Source organism: Pseudomonas brassicacearum, from assembly GCF_000585995.1.
GTDB lineage: Bacteria > Pseudomonadota > Gammaproteobacteria > Pseudomonadales > Pseudomonadaceae > Aquipseudomonas > Aquipseudomonas brassicacearum_A.
On sequence record NZ_CP007410.1, the window covers coordinates 6,232,658 to 6,247,696 of the forward strand.

Annotated in this window: 17 protein-coding genes; 11 read left to right on the forward strand and 6 right to left on the reverse strand. The window is 62.3% G+C overall.

Going from position 1 to position 15,039, the window contains the following annotated elements; translation table 11 throughout:
* Positions 1 to 69: 69 nt before the first annotated feature.
* The 4 genes from CD58_RS26840 to CD58_RS26855 form a co-directional block, all read right to left on the reverse strand.
* Positions 70 to 2,130: a methyl-accepting chemotaxis protein gene (locus tag CD58_RS26840; protein ID WP_025215957.1), complete on the reverse strand. Its 2,061-nt coding sequence runs from the start codon at positions 2,128 to 2,130 to the stop codon at positions 70 to 72.
* A 209-nt stretch (positions 2,131 to 2,339) separates the two neighbouring features.
* A complete protein-coding gene (locus CD58_RS26845) occupies positions 2,340 to 2,879 on the reverse strand; it encodes a chemotaxis protein CheW (protein ID WP_025215958.1) in 540 nt (179 codons plus the stop codon).
* Positions 2,880 to 2,889: 10 nt separating this feature from the next.
* A complete protein-coding gene (gene pilH / locus CD58_RS26850; protein WP_025215959.1) occupies positions 2,890 to 3,255 on the reverse strand; it encodes a twitching motility response regulator PilH in 366 nt (121 codons plus the stop codon).
* A gap of 49 nt (positions 3,256 to 3,304) precedes the next feature.
* Positions 3,305 to 3,733, reverse strand: coding sequence for a response regulator (locus tag CD58_RS26855; protein ID WP_003206467.1), 429 nt, complete (start codon positions 3,731 to 3,733; stop codon positions 3,305 to 3,307).
* 224 nt (positions 3,734 to 3,957) lie between these two features.
* Here CD58_RS26855 and gshB point away from each other — a divergent pair, with 224 nt between their 5' ends.
* The 7 genes from gshB (at position 3,958) to CD58_RS26890 (ending at position 10,050) form a co-directional block, all read left to right on the forward strand.
* Entirely contained in the window at positions 3,958 to 4,929 is a 972-nt protein-coding gene (gene gshB, locus CD58_RS26860) for a glutathione synthase (protein WP_025215960.1), read from the forward strand.
* Between the two features lie 105 nt (positions 4,930 to 5,034).
* Positions 5,035 to 5,931, forward strand: a complete 897-nt coding sequence (locus tag CD58_RS26865; protein WP_025215961.1) for an energy transducer TonB — start codon at positions 5,035 to 5,037, stop codon at positions 5,929 to 5,931.
* 225 nt (positions 5,932 to 6,156) lie between these two features.
* The gene (locus CD58_RS26870; RefSeq protein WP_025215962.1) at positions 6,157 to 6,726 is read left to right on the forward strand and encodes a YqgE/AlgH family protein; all 570 of its coding nucleotides are present in this window, start codon (positions 6,157 to 6,159) and stop codon (positions 6,724 to 6,726) included.
* Positions 6,726 to 7,163 carry a Holliday junction resolvase RuvX gene (gene ruvX / locus CD58_RS26875; RefSeq protein ID WP_024618831.1) on the forward strand — a complete coding sequence of 146 codons (438 nt, stop codon included), beginning with the start codon at positions 6,726 to 6,728 and terminating at the stop codon, positions 7,161 to 7,163. Before CD58_RS26870 ends, ruvX begins: the two co-directional genes overlap by 1 nt.
* Before the next feature lie 83 nt (positions 7,164 to 7,246).
* The gene (pyrR, locus tag CD58_RS26880) at positions 7,247 to 7,753 is read left to right on the forward strand and encodes a bifunctional pyr operon transcriptional regulator/uracil phosphoribosyltransferase PyrR (protein ID WP_025215963.1); all 507 of its coding nucleotides are present in this window, start codon (positions 7,247 to 7,249) and stop codon (positions 7,751 to 7,753) included.
* A 24-nt stretch (positions 7,754 to 7,777) separates the two neighbouring features.
* The gene (locus CD58_RS26885; protein ID WP_003177495.1) at positions 7,778 to 8,782 is read left to right on the forward strand and encodes an aspartate carbamoyltransferase catalytic subunit; all 1,005 of its coding nucleotides are present in this window, start codon (positions 7,778 to 7,780) and stop codon (positions 8,780 to 8,782) included.
* Entirely contained in the window at positions 8,779 to 10,050 is a 1,272-nt protein-coding gene (locus tag CD58_RS26890) for a dihydroorotase (protein ID WP_025215964.1), read from the forward strand. The genes CD58_RS26885 and CD58_RS26890 overlap by 4 nt, the downstream gene beginning before the upstream one ends.
* A gap of 132 nt (positions 10,051 to 10,182) precedes the next feature.
* Here CD58_RS26890 and CD58_RS26895 read toward each other — a convergent pair whose 3' ends face one another.
* Entirely contained in the window at positions 10,183 to 10,611 is a 429-nt protein-coding gene (locus tag CD58_RS26895) for an NINE protein (RefSeq protein WP_025215965.1), read from the reverse strand.
* Positions 10,612 to 10,860: 249 nt separating this feature from the next.
* Between CD58_RS26895 and CD58_RS26900 the strand changes: the two genes are divergently transcribed.
* On the forward strand, positions 10,861 to 11,472 hold the full coding sequence (locus tag CD58_RS26900) for a C40 family peptidase (RefSeq protein ID WP_025215966.1): 612 nt from the start codon (positions 10,861 to 10,863) through the stop codon (positions 11,470 to 11,472).
* 162 nt (positions 11,473 to 11,634) lie between these two features.
* On the opposite strand, the gene CD58_RS26905 is transcribed toward CD58_RS26900, so the two are convergent.
* Positions 11,635 to 12,669 (reverse strand): type IV pilus twitching motility protein PilT, encoded by a 1,035-nt coding sequence (locus CD58_RS26905; protein WP_025215967.1) that lies wholly within the window; start codon positions 12,667 to 12,669, stop codon positions 11,635 to 11,637.
* Between the two features lie 53 nt (positions 12,670 to 12,722).
* Here CD58_RS26905 and CD58_RS26910 point away from each other — a divergent pair, with 53 nt between their 5' ends.
* Genes CD58_RS26910 through CD58_RS26920 form a run of 3 tightly spaced genes read left to right on the forward strand, consistent with a single transcriptional unit; the run spans position 12,723 to position 14,865 of the window.
* Positions 12,723 to 13,409, forward strand: a complete 687-nt coding sequence (locus CD58_RS26910; protein ID WP_025215968.1) for a YggS family pyridoxal phosphate-dependent enzyme — start codon at positions 12,723 to 12,725, stop codon at positions 13,407 to 13,409.
* A 36-nt stretch (positions 13,410 to 13,445) separates the two neighbouring features.
* Complete coding sequence (proC, locus tag CD58_RS26915) at positions 13,446 to 14,264, forward strand: pyrroline-5-carboxylate reductase (RefSeq protein WP_025215969.1); 819 nt, start codon at positions 13,446 to 13,448, stop codon at positions 14,262 to 14,264.
* 10 nt (positions 14,265 to 14,274) lie between these two features.
* Positions 14,275 to 14,865: a YggT family protein gene (locus CD58_RS26920; protein WP_025215970.1), complete on the forward strand. Its 591-nt coding sequence runs from the start codon at positions 14,275 to 14,277 to the stop codon at positions 14,863 to 14,865.
* Positions 14,866 to 15,039 lie beyond the last annotated feature (174 nt).

Consider the following 15,039-nt stretch of genomic DNA (forward strand, 5'->3'; position numbering starts at 1 on the left):
GGGAGCAAGCTCCCTCGCCACAAAAGCTTCCTCGCCACATAACCCTTCTCACTATGCATATCCGCCCAGTCACACTTTGTCTTCATCCGCCACAGGCCCGGCCGGCAAGGTAAAACCCGACACCGAGCGGCGCAGCTGGCTGGCCATTTTCGCCAGGTTGCCAATGCTTTCGGCGGTAGCGGTAGAGCCGGATGAGGTCTGTGTGGTGATCTGCTGGATCACGTTCATGGTCAACGAAATCTGCCCCGCCGAGGTGGTCTGTTGCTGGGCCGCGTTGGAAATGCTCTGGATCAGCGCCGCCAGGGTCTTGGACACGCCTTCGATTTCTTCCAGGGCGACGCCGGCATCCTGGGCCAGTCGAGCACCGCGCACCACTTCGGAGGTGGTCTGCTCCATGGAAATCACCGCTTCGTTGGTGTCCGCCTGGATCGCCCGCACCAGGGTCTCGATTTGCCGGGTCGCCGCCGAAGAGCGCTCCGCCAACCGCTGCACTTCATCGGCCACCACCGCGAACCCGCGCCCGGCATCACCGGCCATGGACGCCTGGATGGCGGCGTTGAGGGCCAGAATGTTGGTCTGGTCGGCGATGTCGTCGATCAGGCTGACAATGTCGCCAATTTCCTGGGACGACTCGCCCAGGCGCTTGATGCGCTTGGCGGTGTCCTGGATCTGCTCGCGAATGTTGTCCATGCCATGAATGGTGTTGTGCACCACCTCGTTGCCCTTGTTGGCAATTTCCACCGAACGCTCGGCCACCGCCGAAGACTCGGCGGCATTGGCCGAAACCTGGTCGATGGACTGGGCCATTTCATTGATTGAAGTCGAAGCTTCGCTGATCTGCTGGGCCTGGTGCTCGGAAGCCTGGGCCAGGTGCATCGCCGTGGCCTGGGTTTCCTGCACGGCGGCGGCGACCTGGCCGGCGGTGAGGTTGATGGTGGCGACCAGATCGCGCAGTTGATCCACCGAGTAATTGATGGAATCGGCGATGGTGCCGGTGAAGTCTTCGGTCACCGAGGCGGTGACGGTCAAGTCGCCGTCGGCCAGGTCTTCGATTTCGTCCAGCAAACGCATGATCGCGTTCTGGTTACGCTCGTTCTTTTCCGCCGTTTCCCGCAGTTGGCGGTTGGTTTCGCGAACCATCACCAGCCCGATCAGGATGATCGACATCAGCGCCAGCAGGCCCAGCACATAGCCGCCGATGCTGTTGACGGCGCGCCCACCGGCCAGGTTCTCGAAGGCCGTGGCCAGGTGCGAGGCCTCGTCGAGCAGGGTTTGCGACAGGTTGAAGATGTTGCCGGCCGATTCGCGGACCTTGAACAGCTCCGGGGAGGTTTCGAGGATTTCGTCCACCGAACCCGAGACAAACTCGAACAGCTCGCTGATTTCGGCCAGGCGTGCCCGGGCGTCGCGGTCCTGGACCTGGGAGATCTTCAAGGCCGGGTCACCTTGCAGCATGCCATTGAGCACCTGGCCGAAACGCGCGGCGTCGCGGCCAAAGGTGTCGGCGGCCTGGCTGGCGTTCTCGTCCCCGGCCAGCACGGTGTTCACCGCGCCGAGAATCCGCTCGGCCAGCAGCGACTGACGCTGGGCCATGGCCACCTGGGCGGCGGGCGCGCCGCGCTGCAGCAAAATCTCGACGACTTTTTCGTATTCGACCTGCAACTGCGGCACGGTTTCAGCCAGGGTTGCCGCCACCTGATGCAGCGATAACACGGTCTGCTCGCTGGAGAGGATGGCGTCGGTGTTCTGCAGCAGGCGCTCCCAGTCCAACTGCACGGCGCGCATCTGCGGACGCAGGGTGGCGGGGGCCGGCGGCAGGCCGGTCACCGGGTCGCCCTGCTTCAGGTAGCCCCAGCGCTGGGCAAAGTCATTGCGCGCATCGCTCAGCAACTTGAACGCCGCAGCCTTGCCGGCGGCCGCTTCGGTGGCGTTCTTGGCGATACGCTGGGACAACACCCGCAGTTCACCGGCGTGGCCAATGTACTGCTTGTCGTAGGTGGACTGGGTGTTGAGGTAAGCGAAGTTGGCGAACAGCAGCATGATGAAGACAATCAACGCGACGAACAGCACGATGATCTGCGAACGACTGCGCGACGCTTCCAGTGGCTTGCCTGTTTTTGCTTTGATCATCGGTCCTCGCCTGTGCTGCCCAATCCAACTCACTGCTTTATTCAGTGGGGCCACTGCATTGCTAACCTGTCAGACCGAGTCGCCGCCTTCGCGAGCAAGCCCGCTCCCACATTGGATTACTGTGAACTCCAACCTTGTGAGCACCACAGATACAATGTGGGAGCGGGCTTGCTCGCGAAGAGGCCAGCCCGTTCACTCGAGCTTTTTCGTCAAACAGCCACATCCATGAACCCCGGTGATCGCGTCAACGCAAACGGGCTGAACACCTGCCACTGTCGCTCGCCGCGAAACCGCCCCTTGACGAACGCCGACTCCGGGCCGCCAAGGGCGTCCACCGGTGTAGGCTCCAGGCTGTCCTGGGCGAAATGTTGCAACCCGAGGACCTCGTCCACCAGCAACCCGGTGAACACCTCGTCGTGATCCACCACCAGTACCCGGCGCTGTTTGCGCACGGTCGACAGCTCGTGACCGAAGAAACCGCTCAGGTCCATCAACGGCAACAATCGCCCACGCAGGTTAGCCACGCCACGCACCCATGGCTTGACCCCGGGCAAATGCGTGTAACGCGGCTCATGCAGCACTTCGCTGACTTCCCCCATGGGCGCCACGTACCAGTGTTCGCCCAGGCGAAAACCGATGCCGCTCCAACCGGCGCGATGGGTCGGCTGGGATGGCAGGTCGGCCCCCAGCAACCGGCAGCGCCGATCGATCTGCAGCAGCAGCTCGAAGGCGGTCAGGGATGGGCTCATGGCCGCGCCATCAACCCGCCAGCACTTTGTTCAGGGTCGCGATCAGGGTTTCTTCGTCCACCGGTTTGGTCAGGTAGTCCTTCGCGCCTTGGCGCGTGCCCCAGACCTTGTCGGTTTCCTGGTCCTTGGTGGTGATGATGATCACCGGGATGTGGCCGGTGTCCGGGTCCTTGGTCAACTGGCGCGTGGCCTGGAAACCGTTGAGGCCGGGCATGACGATGTCCATCAACACGGCATCGGGTCGTTCCTGGCGGGCCAGGGCCACACCGTCGGCGCCGTTTTCAGCCTTCAGGACCTCGTGGCCGTGCTTTTCCAGCATGCCGGTCAGTTTGTACATTTCGGTCGGCGAATCATCGACGATCAGGATACGTGCCATGGTGTTCCCCATTTTTTTTGTTGACCCCAGGCCCGTTGGCCGAGCGTCATTAATGTGCCTGGTGCGGCTGGACAGCGGCAAAGCCCGGGACATGGGCCTGTATCGCACCCAGCAGTTCTTCCTTGCTGAACGGCTTGGTCAAAAACTGATCGGAGCCGACGATGCGCCCCTTGGCCTTGTCGAACAGCCCGTCCCGGGACGACAGCATGATCACCGGTGTCGCCTTGAACGCGCTGTTGTTCTTGATCAGGGCGCAGGTCTGGTAACCGTCCAGGCGCGGCATCATGATGTCGACAAAGATAATGCCCGGATGATGATCGGCAATCTTGGCCAGGGCATCGAAGCCGTCGACGGCCGTGATCACCTCGCACCCCACGTTGCGCAGCAAGGTTTCGGCGGTGCGGCGGATGGTCTTCGAATCGTCGATGACCATGACCTTCAAGGCGCTGGGTTGCTGCTGCGTAAGATGCTCTGCCATTGCCACTGCGGACCGGTTTTTAACGCTTAAGAGTGAACGACAGCGCAAACCCTTGATGTTCAAGGCCCGCACGTCACATGGCAGCCTTTTTAGCACAGTCTCCATCGCCGATCTATCGGCCACTCGGCGCGGTGGTTTTTCCTTGACCGCCAATCTTCCGGGCGCCACTCTGACGCCACTTTTTCACGCCATTTGTGCCCATCAAATTTTCGAGGAACCAAGCCATGAGCGTACGCGTCGGCATTGTCATGGACCCTATCGCCAGCATTTCCTATAAAAAGGATAGCTCGCTGGCCATGCTGCTGGCCGCTCAAAAGCGCGGCTGGGAACTGTTCTATATGGAGCAGCGCGACCTCTACCAGGCCGAAGGCCAGGCGCGGGCGCGGATGAAGCCCCTGAAAGTCTTCGCCAACCCCGAGAAATGGTTTGAGCTGGGCGATGAAAGCGATGCACTGCTGAGTGACCTGGACGTGATCCTGATGCGCAAGGATCCGCCGTTCGACATGGAGTTCGTGTACTCCACCTACCTGCTGGAGCAGGCGGAAAACGCTGGGGTACTGGTGGTCAACAAGCCCCAGAGCCTGCGCGACTGCAACGAAAAACTGTTCGCCACGCTGTTCCCGCAGTGCACGCCGCCGACCATCGTCAGCCGTCGCCCGGACGTGTTGCGCGAATTCGCCGACCATCACGGCGATGTGATCCTCAAGCCCCTGGACGGCATGGGCGGCTCCTCGATTTTCCGTCACACCGCTGGTCACCCGAACCTGTCCGTGATCCTGGAAACCCTGACCTTGCACGGCAAGCAGCAGATCATGATCCAGGGTTACCTGCCGGCCATCATCGATGGCGACAAGCGCATCCTGATGATCGACGGTGAACCGGTGGATTATTGCCTGGCGCGCATCCCGGCCGCCGGCGAAACCCGTGGCAACCTGGCGGCCGGCGGTCGTGGCGAAGCCCGTCCGTTGACCGAGAAGGACCGCTGGATCGCGGCCCAGGTCGGCCCGACCCTGCGCGAGAAAGGCCTGCTGTTCGTGGGCCTGGACGTGATCGGCGAGCACCTGACGGAAATCAACGTCACCAGCCCGACCTGCATCCGCGAGATCGACAACGCGTTTGGCACCGACATCGGCGGGATGCTGATGGAGGCGATAGAGAAGCAGCTGCAAGCGATAAGCTTCAAGCGGCAAGTTTGATACGGGCGACGTACAGCTTGTCGCTTGCAGCTTGAAGCTTGCAGCTAAAAACCAACATTGCGTTATCATGCCGGGCCTGAAAAACGCGATGTTGGTTTTGCTGCCATGACACTCCCGTCCGATCTGCCCCAAGAGCTCGCCCATCGTGGCGTGCGCCCGGCCGATCGCCTCGGTTTTACCCTGTTCCTGGCGGCGTTGATCCACCTGGCCTTGCTGCTGGGCGTCGGGTTTGCCACGGTCGAGCCGAAACAGATCAGCCAGACCCTGGAAATCACCCTGGCCACCTTCAAGAGCGAGACCAAGCCCAAGAAGGCCGATTTCCTGGCCCAGGACAACCAGCAAGGCAGTGGCACCCTGGAAAAGAAGGCGATTCCCAAGACCACCGAAATCGCACCGTTCCAGGACAATACGGTACAGAAAGTCACCCCGCCGCCGGCCGCCAAGCCCGAAGTGCAGGAAACGGCGCCCAAGGCAGCCGTGACCACCGTGGCGCCAAAACCGAAGAAAGCGCCGGTCAAGGAAGAGGTCAAGCCCGACCCCAAGCCCAAGGCCCCGGCGCCCACTTTCGACAGTTCCCAGCTGTCCAGCGACATCGCCAGCCTGGAAGCCGAACTGGCCCAGGAGCAACAGCTGTATGCCAAACGCCCGCGCATCCACCGTCTGAGCGCCGCCTCGACCATGCGCGACAAGGGCGCCTGGTACAAGGACGAGTGGCGCAAGAAGGTCGAGCGCATCGGCAACCTCAACTACCCCGACGAAGCCCGGCGCAAACAGATCTACGGCAACCTGCGGCTAATGGTCTCGATCAACCGCGACGGCTCGTTGTATGAAGTGCTGGTGCTGGAGTCCTCCGGCCAGCCACTGCTGGACCAGGCCGCCCAGCGGATCGTGCGCCTGGCTGCGCCGTTCGCGCCGTTTACCGGGGATTTGTCGGACATCGACCGGCTGGAAATCATCCGCACCTGGAAGTTTGCCCGTGGCGATAGGCTTTCGAGCAATTGATCACGGGTTTGTGCCGGACATAACCTCGGCGCCCGCCGCAGATCCCTTGTGGGAGCGGGCTTGCCCGCGAAGACGGCGGTCCTGCCGCAAGAGATTTATCGGTTGCACGGGCCCCTTCGCGAGCAAGCCCGCTCCCACACTTGATCGGTGTCGCCAGCCAGATCGGGGCATTTCCTGCACATCCCCAGCTTGTCAGTTCGCCCCTCGGCCGCCACACTAGCGCCTATGAAAAACGTCAGCCCCACCTACCTCAAGCATCACTTCCTGATCGCCATGCCGCACATGGCTGATCCGCACTTTGCCCATACCTTGACCTACATCGTCGAGCACACGGCCAATGGCGCCATGGGGCTGGTGATCAATCGCCCGCAGGAACTGAACCTGGCGGACATTCTTGAGCAGTTGCGTCCCGACATCGAACCGCCAATCCTGTGCCAGCGCGTGCCGATTTTCATCGGTGGCCCGGTGCAGACCGATCGCGGCTTCGTGCTCCATCCGTCGGGGCCGACCTACCAGGCCACCGTGGACCTGAATGGCGTGTCGCTGTCCACGTCCCAGGACGTGCTGTTCGCCATCGCCGACGGTGTAGGCCCGGAAAAAAGCCTGATCGCCCTCGGCTATGCCGGTTGGGAAGCCGGGCAACTGGAAGCTGAGCTGGCCGACAATGCCTGGCTGACCTGCCCGTTCGACGCTGACATCCTGTTCAACACCAGCAGCGAACTGCGCCTGGAAGCGGCGGCCAGTCGGCTGGGGGTCAACCTCAGCCTGCTCACCAGCCAGGCGGGACACGCCTGATGGCCCTGCGCTTGCTGCTGGGTTTCGACTACGGCACCAAACAGATCGGCGTCGCGGTGGGCCAGGTCATCACCGGCCAGGCCCGCGAGCTGTGTACATTGAAGGCGCAGAACGGCATTCCCGACTGGAATCAGGTCGAAGCGCTGATCAAGGAATGGAAACCCGACGCCGTGGTGGTCGGCCTGCCGCTGAACATGGACGGCACGCCCAGCGACATGTGCCTGCGCGCCGAAAAGTTCGCCCGCCGGCTCAATGGCCGCTACAACCTGCCCTTCTATACCCATGACGAGCGCCTGACCACCTTCGAGGCCAAGGGCGAGCGCCTGGTGCGCGGCGGGCAGAAAGGCAGTTACCGCGACAACCCGGTGGACGCCATCGCCGCCGCCCTGCTGTTGCAAGGCTGGCTCGATGCCAACGCCGCCTTGTTTGAAACCTGATTTTTGAAAGCGCCGCCAAGGCGCTTTCTTTTAGCGATAAGCCGCGCCACTCACCACCGGCCCGGGAACCTGAAGGAGCCAGCATGAGCCTGCCCAATCCTGCCGAACTGATCAGCCAGATGGCGATTCGTCTCACGGCACACCTGGAACAACGCGGCATCAGCGAACCGCGCTACATCGGTATTCGCACCGGCGGCGTCTGGGTCGCCCAGGCCTTGCTCGAACAACTGGGCAATCCATCGCCGCTGGGCACATTGGACGTGTCTTTCTACCGCGACGACTTCAGCCAGAACGGCCTGCACCCGCAAGTACGCCCCTCGGCCCTGCCATTCGAGATCGAGGGCCAGCACCTGGTCTTGATCGACGACGTGCTGATGAGCGGCCGGACCATCCGCGCCGCCATGAACGAACTGTTCGACTACGGCCGACCGGCCAGCGTGACGCTGGTGTGCCTGCTGGACCTGGACGCCGCCGAGCTGCCGATCCGCCCGAACGTGGTCGGCGCGACGCTGACGCTGGCCACCCATGAGCGAGTCAAGCTCTCCGGCCCGTCGCCGCTGCAACTCGAACTGCAAGACCTTGCCCTTTAACTGCCCTTGTAAGAGTCCATCGCGATGACGCCTCTCGAAACCAAGCGCCCGCTGCAGCTCAACGATCAGGGCCAGCTGCGGCACTTCCTGTCCCTCGACGGCCTGCGCCGCGAGCTGCTGACGGAAATCCTCGACACCGCCGACTCGTTCCTCGAGGTCGGCGCCCGGGCGGTGAAGAAAGTCCCGTTGCTGCGCGGCAAGACCGTGTGCAACGTGTTCTTCGAAAACTCCACCCGCACCCGCACCACCTTCGAACTGGCGGCCCAGCGGCTGTCGGCGGACGTGATCACTCTCAACGTGTCCACGTCCTCGGCGAGCAAGGGTGAAACCCTGCTCGACACTCTGCGCAACCTCGAAGCCATGGCCGCCGACATGTTTGTCGTGCGCCACGGTGATTCCGGCGCCGCGCACTTCATTGCCGAACATGTGTGCCCGCAGGTGGCGATCATCAACGGCGGCGACGGCCGTCACGCCCACCCGACCCAGGGCATGCTGGACATGCTGACCATCCGTCGGCACAAGGGCAGCTTCGAGAACCTGTCGGTGGCCATCGTCGGCGACATCCTGCACTCGCGCGTGGCCCGTTCGAACATGCTGGCCCTCAAGACCCTTGGTTGCCCGGACATCCGCGTGATCGCACCGAAGACCCTGCTGCCCATCGGCGTCGAGCAATACGGCGTGAAGGTTTACACCGACATGACCGAAGGCCTCAAGGATGTGGACGTGGTGATCATGCTGCGCCTGCAACGCGAGCGCATGACCGGCGGCCTGCTGCCCAGCGAAGGCGAGTTCTACCGCCTGTTCGGCCTGACCACCGCTCGCCTGGCCGGGGCCAAGCCGGACGCTATCGTCATGCACCCGGGGCCGATCAACCGCGGCGTGGAGATCGAATCGGCAGTGGCCGATGGCCCGCACTCGGTGATCCTCAACCAGGTGACCTACGGCATCGCCATCCGCATGGCCGTGCTGTCCATGGCCATGAGCGGGCAAACGGCCCAGCGCCAATTCGACCAGGAGAACGCCCAGTGAAGCTCAGCATTCTCGGCGCACGCGTGATCGATCCAGCCAGTGGCCTGGATCAAGTGACTGATATCCATATCGATGCCTGCAAGATCGTCGCCCTGGGCGCCGCGCCCACTGGTTTCGTGGCGGCTGAAATCCTCGACGCCCATGGCCTGGTGGCCGCCCCTGGCCTGGTGGACCTGAACGTCGCCCTGCGCGAACCCGGCTACAGCCGTAAAGGCAGCATCGTCAGCGAAACCCGGGCCGCCGCCGCTGGTGGCGTGACCAGCCTGTGCTGTCCGCCACAGACCAAACCGGTACTGGACACCTCGGCCGTGGCCGAACTGATCCTCGACCGCGCCCGCGAAGCCGGCAACACCAAGGTCTTCCCGATCGGTGCGTTGAGCAAGGGCCTCGACGGCGAGCAACTGGCCGAGCTCATCGCGTTGCGCGACGCCGGTTGCGTGGCGTTCGGCAACGGCCTGAACAGTTTCCGCAACACTCGCACCCTGTGCCGCGCCCTGGAATACGCGGCGACTTTCGGCTTGACGGTGATCTTCAACTCGCAGGATCACGACCTGGCCGAAGGCGGCCTGGCCCACGAAGGTCCGACCGCGAGTTTCCTCGGCCTGCCGGGCATTCCAGAGACCGCCGAGACCGTGGCCCTGGCCCGGGACCTGCTGTTGGTGGAGCAAAGCGGCGTACGCGCGCACTTCAGCCAACTGACCAGCGCTCGCGGCGCGGCGCTGATCGCCCAGGCGCAGGCCCGCGGCCTGCCGGTCACCGCCGATGTGGCGCTGTACCAGCTGATCCTGACCGATGAAGCGCTGATCGACTTCAACAGCGTTTATCACGTCCAGCCGCCGCTGCGCACCCGCGCCGACCGCGATGGCTTGCGCGAGGCGGTGAAATCCGGGGTGATCTCGGCCATTTCCAGCCATCACCAACCCCATGAGCGCGATGCCAAGCTGGCACCGTTCGGCGCCACCGAGCCGGGCATCAGCAGCGTCGAACTGCTGCTGCCGCTGGCCCTGACCCTGGTGGAAGACGGTTTGCTGGACCTGCCGACCCTGCTGGCACGCCTGAGCGCCGGCCCGGCCCAGGCACTGCAATTGCCGGCTGGGAAGCTGGCGGTGGGCGCAGCGGCGGACCTGGTGCTGTTCGACCCCACCGCCTCCACCGTGGCGGGGGAAACCTGGCGCTCCAAAGGCGACAACTGCCCGTTCCTGGGCCACAGCTTGCCGGGTGTGGTGCGTTATACCTTGATGGATGGGCGGATAACCCACCAGGCCTGACACCGAGTCGCCCTTTATCGCGAGCAAGCTCGCTCCCACATTGGGTTTGAGGTGTTCACAAATAATGTGCTCACTGAAAATCCCTGTGGGAGCGAGCTTGCTCGCGATAAAGGGCGACTCGGTCTAGCCGACTTAGTGAAAAGCCCCCCGCTTCTGCGCATTGCGAATCGAGACCTGGTCGTTCAACGTCCAGAAGTCATACAGCACCCCCAGGAAGAACACCCCGCCGGTCAGCAGGTAAATGATCCCGCTGAGCCATTTGCCCTGATACATGCGGTGTACGCCCAACACGCCGAGAAACGTCAGCAGGATCCACGCCACGGTGTATTCGATAGGCCCAGGGGTAAACCGCAGGTCCGCTTCGCGATCCATGGCCGGGATCAGGAACAGGTCGATCAGCCAGCCGATGCCCAACAGGCCAAAGGTGAAGAACCAGATCGTGCCGGTGACCGGTTTGCCGTAATAGAAGCGGTGGGCGCCAGTGAAGCCGAAAATCCACAGCAGATAGCCAATGACTTTGCTGTGGGTATCCCGGATAGCGTCCTGTTGATAGCTGTTCATGAATGGCCTCTTTGCCTCGATAGATAAATTTTTTCGGATTTTTTGTGACTTTTTTGTGTCTCGCCGACAAGCGGTCCGGAGTAACCCTGAACCAAGCAAACCCCCGTGGTGTCGGGGTTCTGTCGGACAATCGGGTCAATTTGCCGCAATTACACGGGGTTGGTAGCGACTTTCGAATCGACAAACGGCCTCAGGAACGCGAAAAAAGCTGTTATAAAGTTGCGCGCTAACCTTTAAGAGCCCTGCCTAATGCGTCCATTTTTCAAGACATGGCTGACCCTTTGCCTATTATTGCCACTGGCCGCCCACGCCACCAATCGTGAGCAACGTCTTCCCAACGTCAACGGCTACACCCCGAAATCCCATGTTTCTGCTTCCTTGAGCAAGAACAAGCAAAGCGCCCAGCGCGTGAGCAATGCCAACAGCAAACTGGTTCCGCCCATGGCGACCAAAACGAGCAGCAACGTATTGAGCCGCGCCGTGAATGTACTCGGCACTCCTTATCGTTGGGGCGGCAGCAGCCCAAGTAAAGGCTTCGATTGCAGCGGTTTGGTGAAATATGCCTTCAACGACGCCACGTTCGACCTGCCACGCACCTCCAATGCGATGGCCAGCGGTCATGGCGAGAAGGTCGATCGCAAGGATCTCAAGCCCGGCGACCTGATTTTCTTCAAGCTCAAGAGCCGCCGGGTCAATCACGTGGCCATTTACCTGGGCAACGACCGCTTCATCCATGCTCCACGCCGTGGCAAGTCGGTGAGCATCGACACCTTGAACAAGCCGTACTGGGATACCCATTACGTGGTGGCCAAGCGGGTCTTGCCGAAAGAACCGGGTGGGTTGCGGGTGGTTCAGCGCTGATCAAGCATTTGTGTCACAGCTGATGTCCCCATCGCGAGCAAGCTCGCTCCCACACTTGATTTTCAGTGTTCACAGAGATTGTGTCCGCCGCAAATCAAATGTGGGAGCGAGCTTGCTCGCGATGGTGCCTGCAGAAGCGCTGCAAATCCCCTGGCCGATCCCCTAGAAATTATCCGGCGTACGCGCCTTCTCCCGCGCATGCTCGCGGCTGATCACGCCTTTGCTCACCAAATCCTTCAAACACATGTCCAGCGTCTGCATCCCCAGCGAACCGCCGGTCTGGATCGACGAGTACATCTGCGCAATCTTGTCTTCGCGGATCAGGTTTCGAATGGCCGAGGTGCCCAGCATGATCTCGTGCGCGGCAATCCGGCCTCCACCGATCTTCTTGATCAACGTCTGGGAAATCACCGCCTGCAGTGACTCCGACAGCATCGAGCGAACCATGGACTTCTCGTCGCCCGGGAACACGTCGACCACCCGGTCGATGGTCTTGGCCGCCGACGTGGTGTGCAGGGTGCCGAACACCAGGTGTCCGGTTTCGGCGGCGGTCAGGGCCAGGCGGATGGTCTCCAGGTCACGCATCTCCCCCACCAGGATCACGTCCGGATCTTCCCGCAGCGCCGAGCGCAGGGCCGTGGAGAAGCTTTGGGTGTCGCGATGCACTTCGCGCTGGTTGATCAGGCATTTGCGCGGTTCGTGAACGAATTCGATGGGATCCTCGATGGTGAGGATGTGATGGTGCTTGTGGCTGTTGAGGTAATCGATCATCGCTGCCAGGGTGGTGGATTTGCCCGAGCCGGTCGGTCCGGTCACCAACACCAGCCCGCGCGGCGATTCGGTCACTTTGCGAAACACGTCGCCCATCCCCAGGTCTTCCATGGTCAGCACTTTCGACGGAATGGTGCGGAACACCGCCCCCGCGCCGCGATTCTGATTAAAGGCGTTGACCCGAAACCGGGCGACGCCTGGCACGTCGAAGGAAAAATCGGTTTCCAGAAACTTTTCGTAATCTACGCGTTGCCGGTCGTTCATGATGTCGTAGATCAGCTCATGAACCTGCTTGTGGTCCAGCGCTGGCAGGTTGATGCGTCGCACATCGCCATCGACGCGGATCATCGGCGGCAACCCAGCGGACAGGTGCAGGTCCGACGCGCCCTGTTTGGCGCTGAACGCCAGTAACTCAGTGATATCCATAGCGCTCCTCAATTCCAGTAGAATGCCGCGAACCTCACCGCTGGCGCTTCCTTATGTCCACGATAGCAGACAACATTGCCCAGGTTAGTTCGCGTATCCGCGCTGCGGAGCAAGCCGCCCACCGCACCGAACACAGCGTTCAACTGCTTGCCGTGAGCAAGACCAAGCCCGCCCAGGCCCTGCGCGAAGCCCATGCCGCCGGCCTGCGGGACTTCGGCGAGAACTATCTGCAAGAAGCACTGGGCAAACAGGCCGAACTGACCGACCTGCCCTTGATCTGGCACTTCATCGGCCCCATTCAATCGAACAAGACGCGCGCTATTGCCGAACACTTCGACTGGGTGCATTCCGTGGATCGTTTGAAAGTTGCACAACGCCTGTCCGAGCAGCGTCCCGCCGAGCTGCCGCCGCTGAACATCTGCATCCAGGTCAATGTCAGCGGTGAAGCCAGCAAGTCCGGTTGCACCCCCACCGACCTGCCCGCGCTGGCAAACGCCATCAGTGCCTTGCCACGCCTGAAGCTGCGTGGGTTGATGGCGATTCCGGAGCCGACCGATGATCGCGGCGCCCAGGACGCGGCCTTCGCCGCCGTGCAACGTTTGCAAGCCAGCCTGGATCTGCCACTGGACACCCTGTCCATGGGCATGAGCCATGACCTCGAGTCGGCCATCGCCCAGGGCGCAACTTGGGTGCGCGTCGGTACCGCGCTGTTTGGTGCCCGCGACTACGGTCAATCCTGAAGCATGACCCACTCATTTCTTTAATAAGGACCTGTCATGAGCAACACGCGTATTGCCTTCATCGGCGCCGGCAACATGGCGGCCAGCCTGATCGGTGGCCTGCGGGCCAAGGGCCTGGAGGCCTCGCAGATCCGCGCCAGCGATCCGGGTGAAGAAACCCGCACCCGCGTGAGCGCCGAGCATGGCATCAAAACCTTCGCCGACAACGCCCAGGCCATCGATGGCGTGGACGTCATCGTCCTGGCGGTCAAGCCGCAAGCCATGAAAACCGTGTGCGAAGCCCTGCGCCCCAGTCTCAAGCCCCATCAGCTGGTGGTGTCGATTGCCGCGGGTATCACCTGCGCCAGCATGAACAACTGGCTGGGTGCCCAACCGATCGTGCGCTGCATGCCCAACACCCCGGCGCTGTTGCGTCAGGGTGTCAGCGGGTTGTTCGCCACTGCACAAGTGACCACCGAACAACGCCATCAGGCCGAAGAACTGCTGTCGGCCGTCGGCCTGGCGCTGTGGCTGGACACCGAACAGCAACTGGACGCCGTCACCGCCGTCTCCGGCTCGGGCCCGGCGTACTTCTTCCTGCTGATCGAAGCCATGACCGCCGCCGGCGAGAAACTCGGCCTGCCGCGAGAAATCGCCGCCCAACTGACCTTGCAAACCGCCTTGGGCGCCGCGCACATGGCCGTCTCCAGCGATGTCGACGCGGCCGAGCTGCGTCGCCGTGTCACCTCTCCGGCCGGCACCACCGAAGCCGCCATCAAATCGTTCCAGGCCGGGGGCTTCGAAGCCCTGGTGGAAAAAGCACTCGGCGCCGCCGCGCACCGCTCGGCCGAAATGGCCGAACAACTGGGCCAATAAGGAGCCATTCATGATCGGATTGAACACTGCAGCGGTCTATGTACTGCAAACCCTCGGCAGCCTGTACCTGCTGATCGTGCTGCTGCGCTTCGTGCTGCAACTGGTACGCGCCAACTTCTACAACCCACTGTGCCAGTTCATCGTCAAGGCTACCCAGCCGCTGCTCAAGCCCCTGCGCCGGATCATCCCGAGCCTGTTCGGCCTGGACATGTCCTCGCTGGTGCTGGCGATCCTGGTGCAACTGGCGCTGATGGCCCTGACCCTGCTGCTGACCTACGGCACCACCGGTAACCCGCTGCAACTGCTGATCTGGTCGCTCATTGGCGTGACCGCGCTGTTCCTGAAGATTTTCTTCTTCGCCCTGATCATCAGCGTGATCCTCTCGTGGGTCGCCCCGAGCAGCCATAACCCAGGCGCCGAGCTGGTGAACCAAATCTGCGAACCGGCCCTGGCGCCGTTCCGTCGTATCGTGCCGAACCTCGGCGGCCTGGACATCTCGCCGATCCTGGCGTTCATGGTGCTCAAGCTGATCGACATGCTGGTGATCAACAACCTGGCGGCGATGACCATGATGCCGGAAATCCTGCGCCTGCTGATCTGACGCCCCCAGCCCTGCTCTCTGTGGCAAAAGAACTGTCTGTGGCGAGGGGATTTATCCCCGCTGGGCCGCGAAGCGGCCCCAAAGCAGACAACTCGGTCAGTCTGATACTCCGCATACTCAGGTTTCAGGGCTGCTTCGCAGCCCAGCGGGGATAAATCCCCTCGCCACAAATAA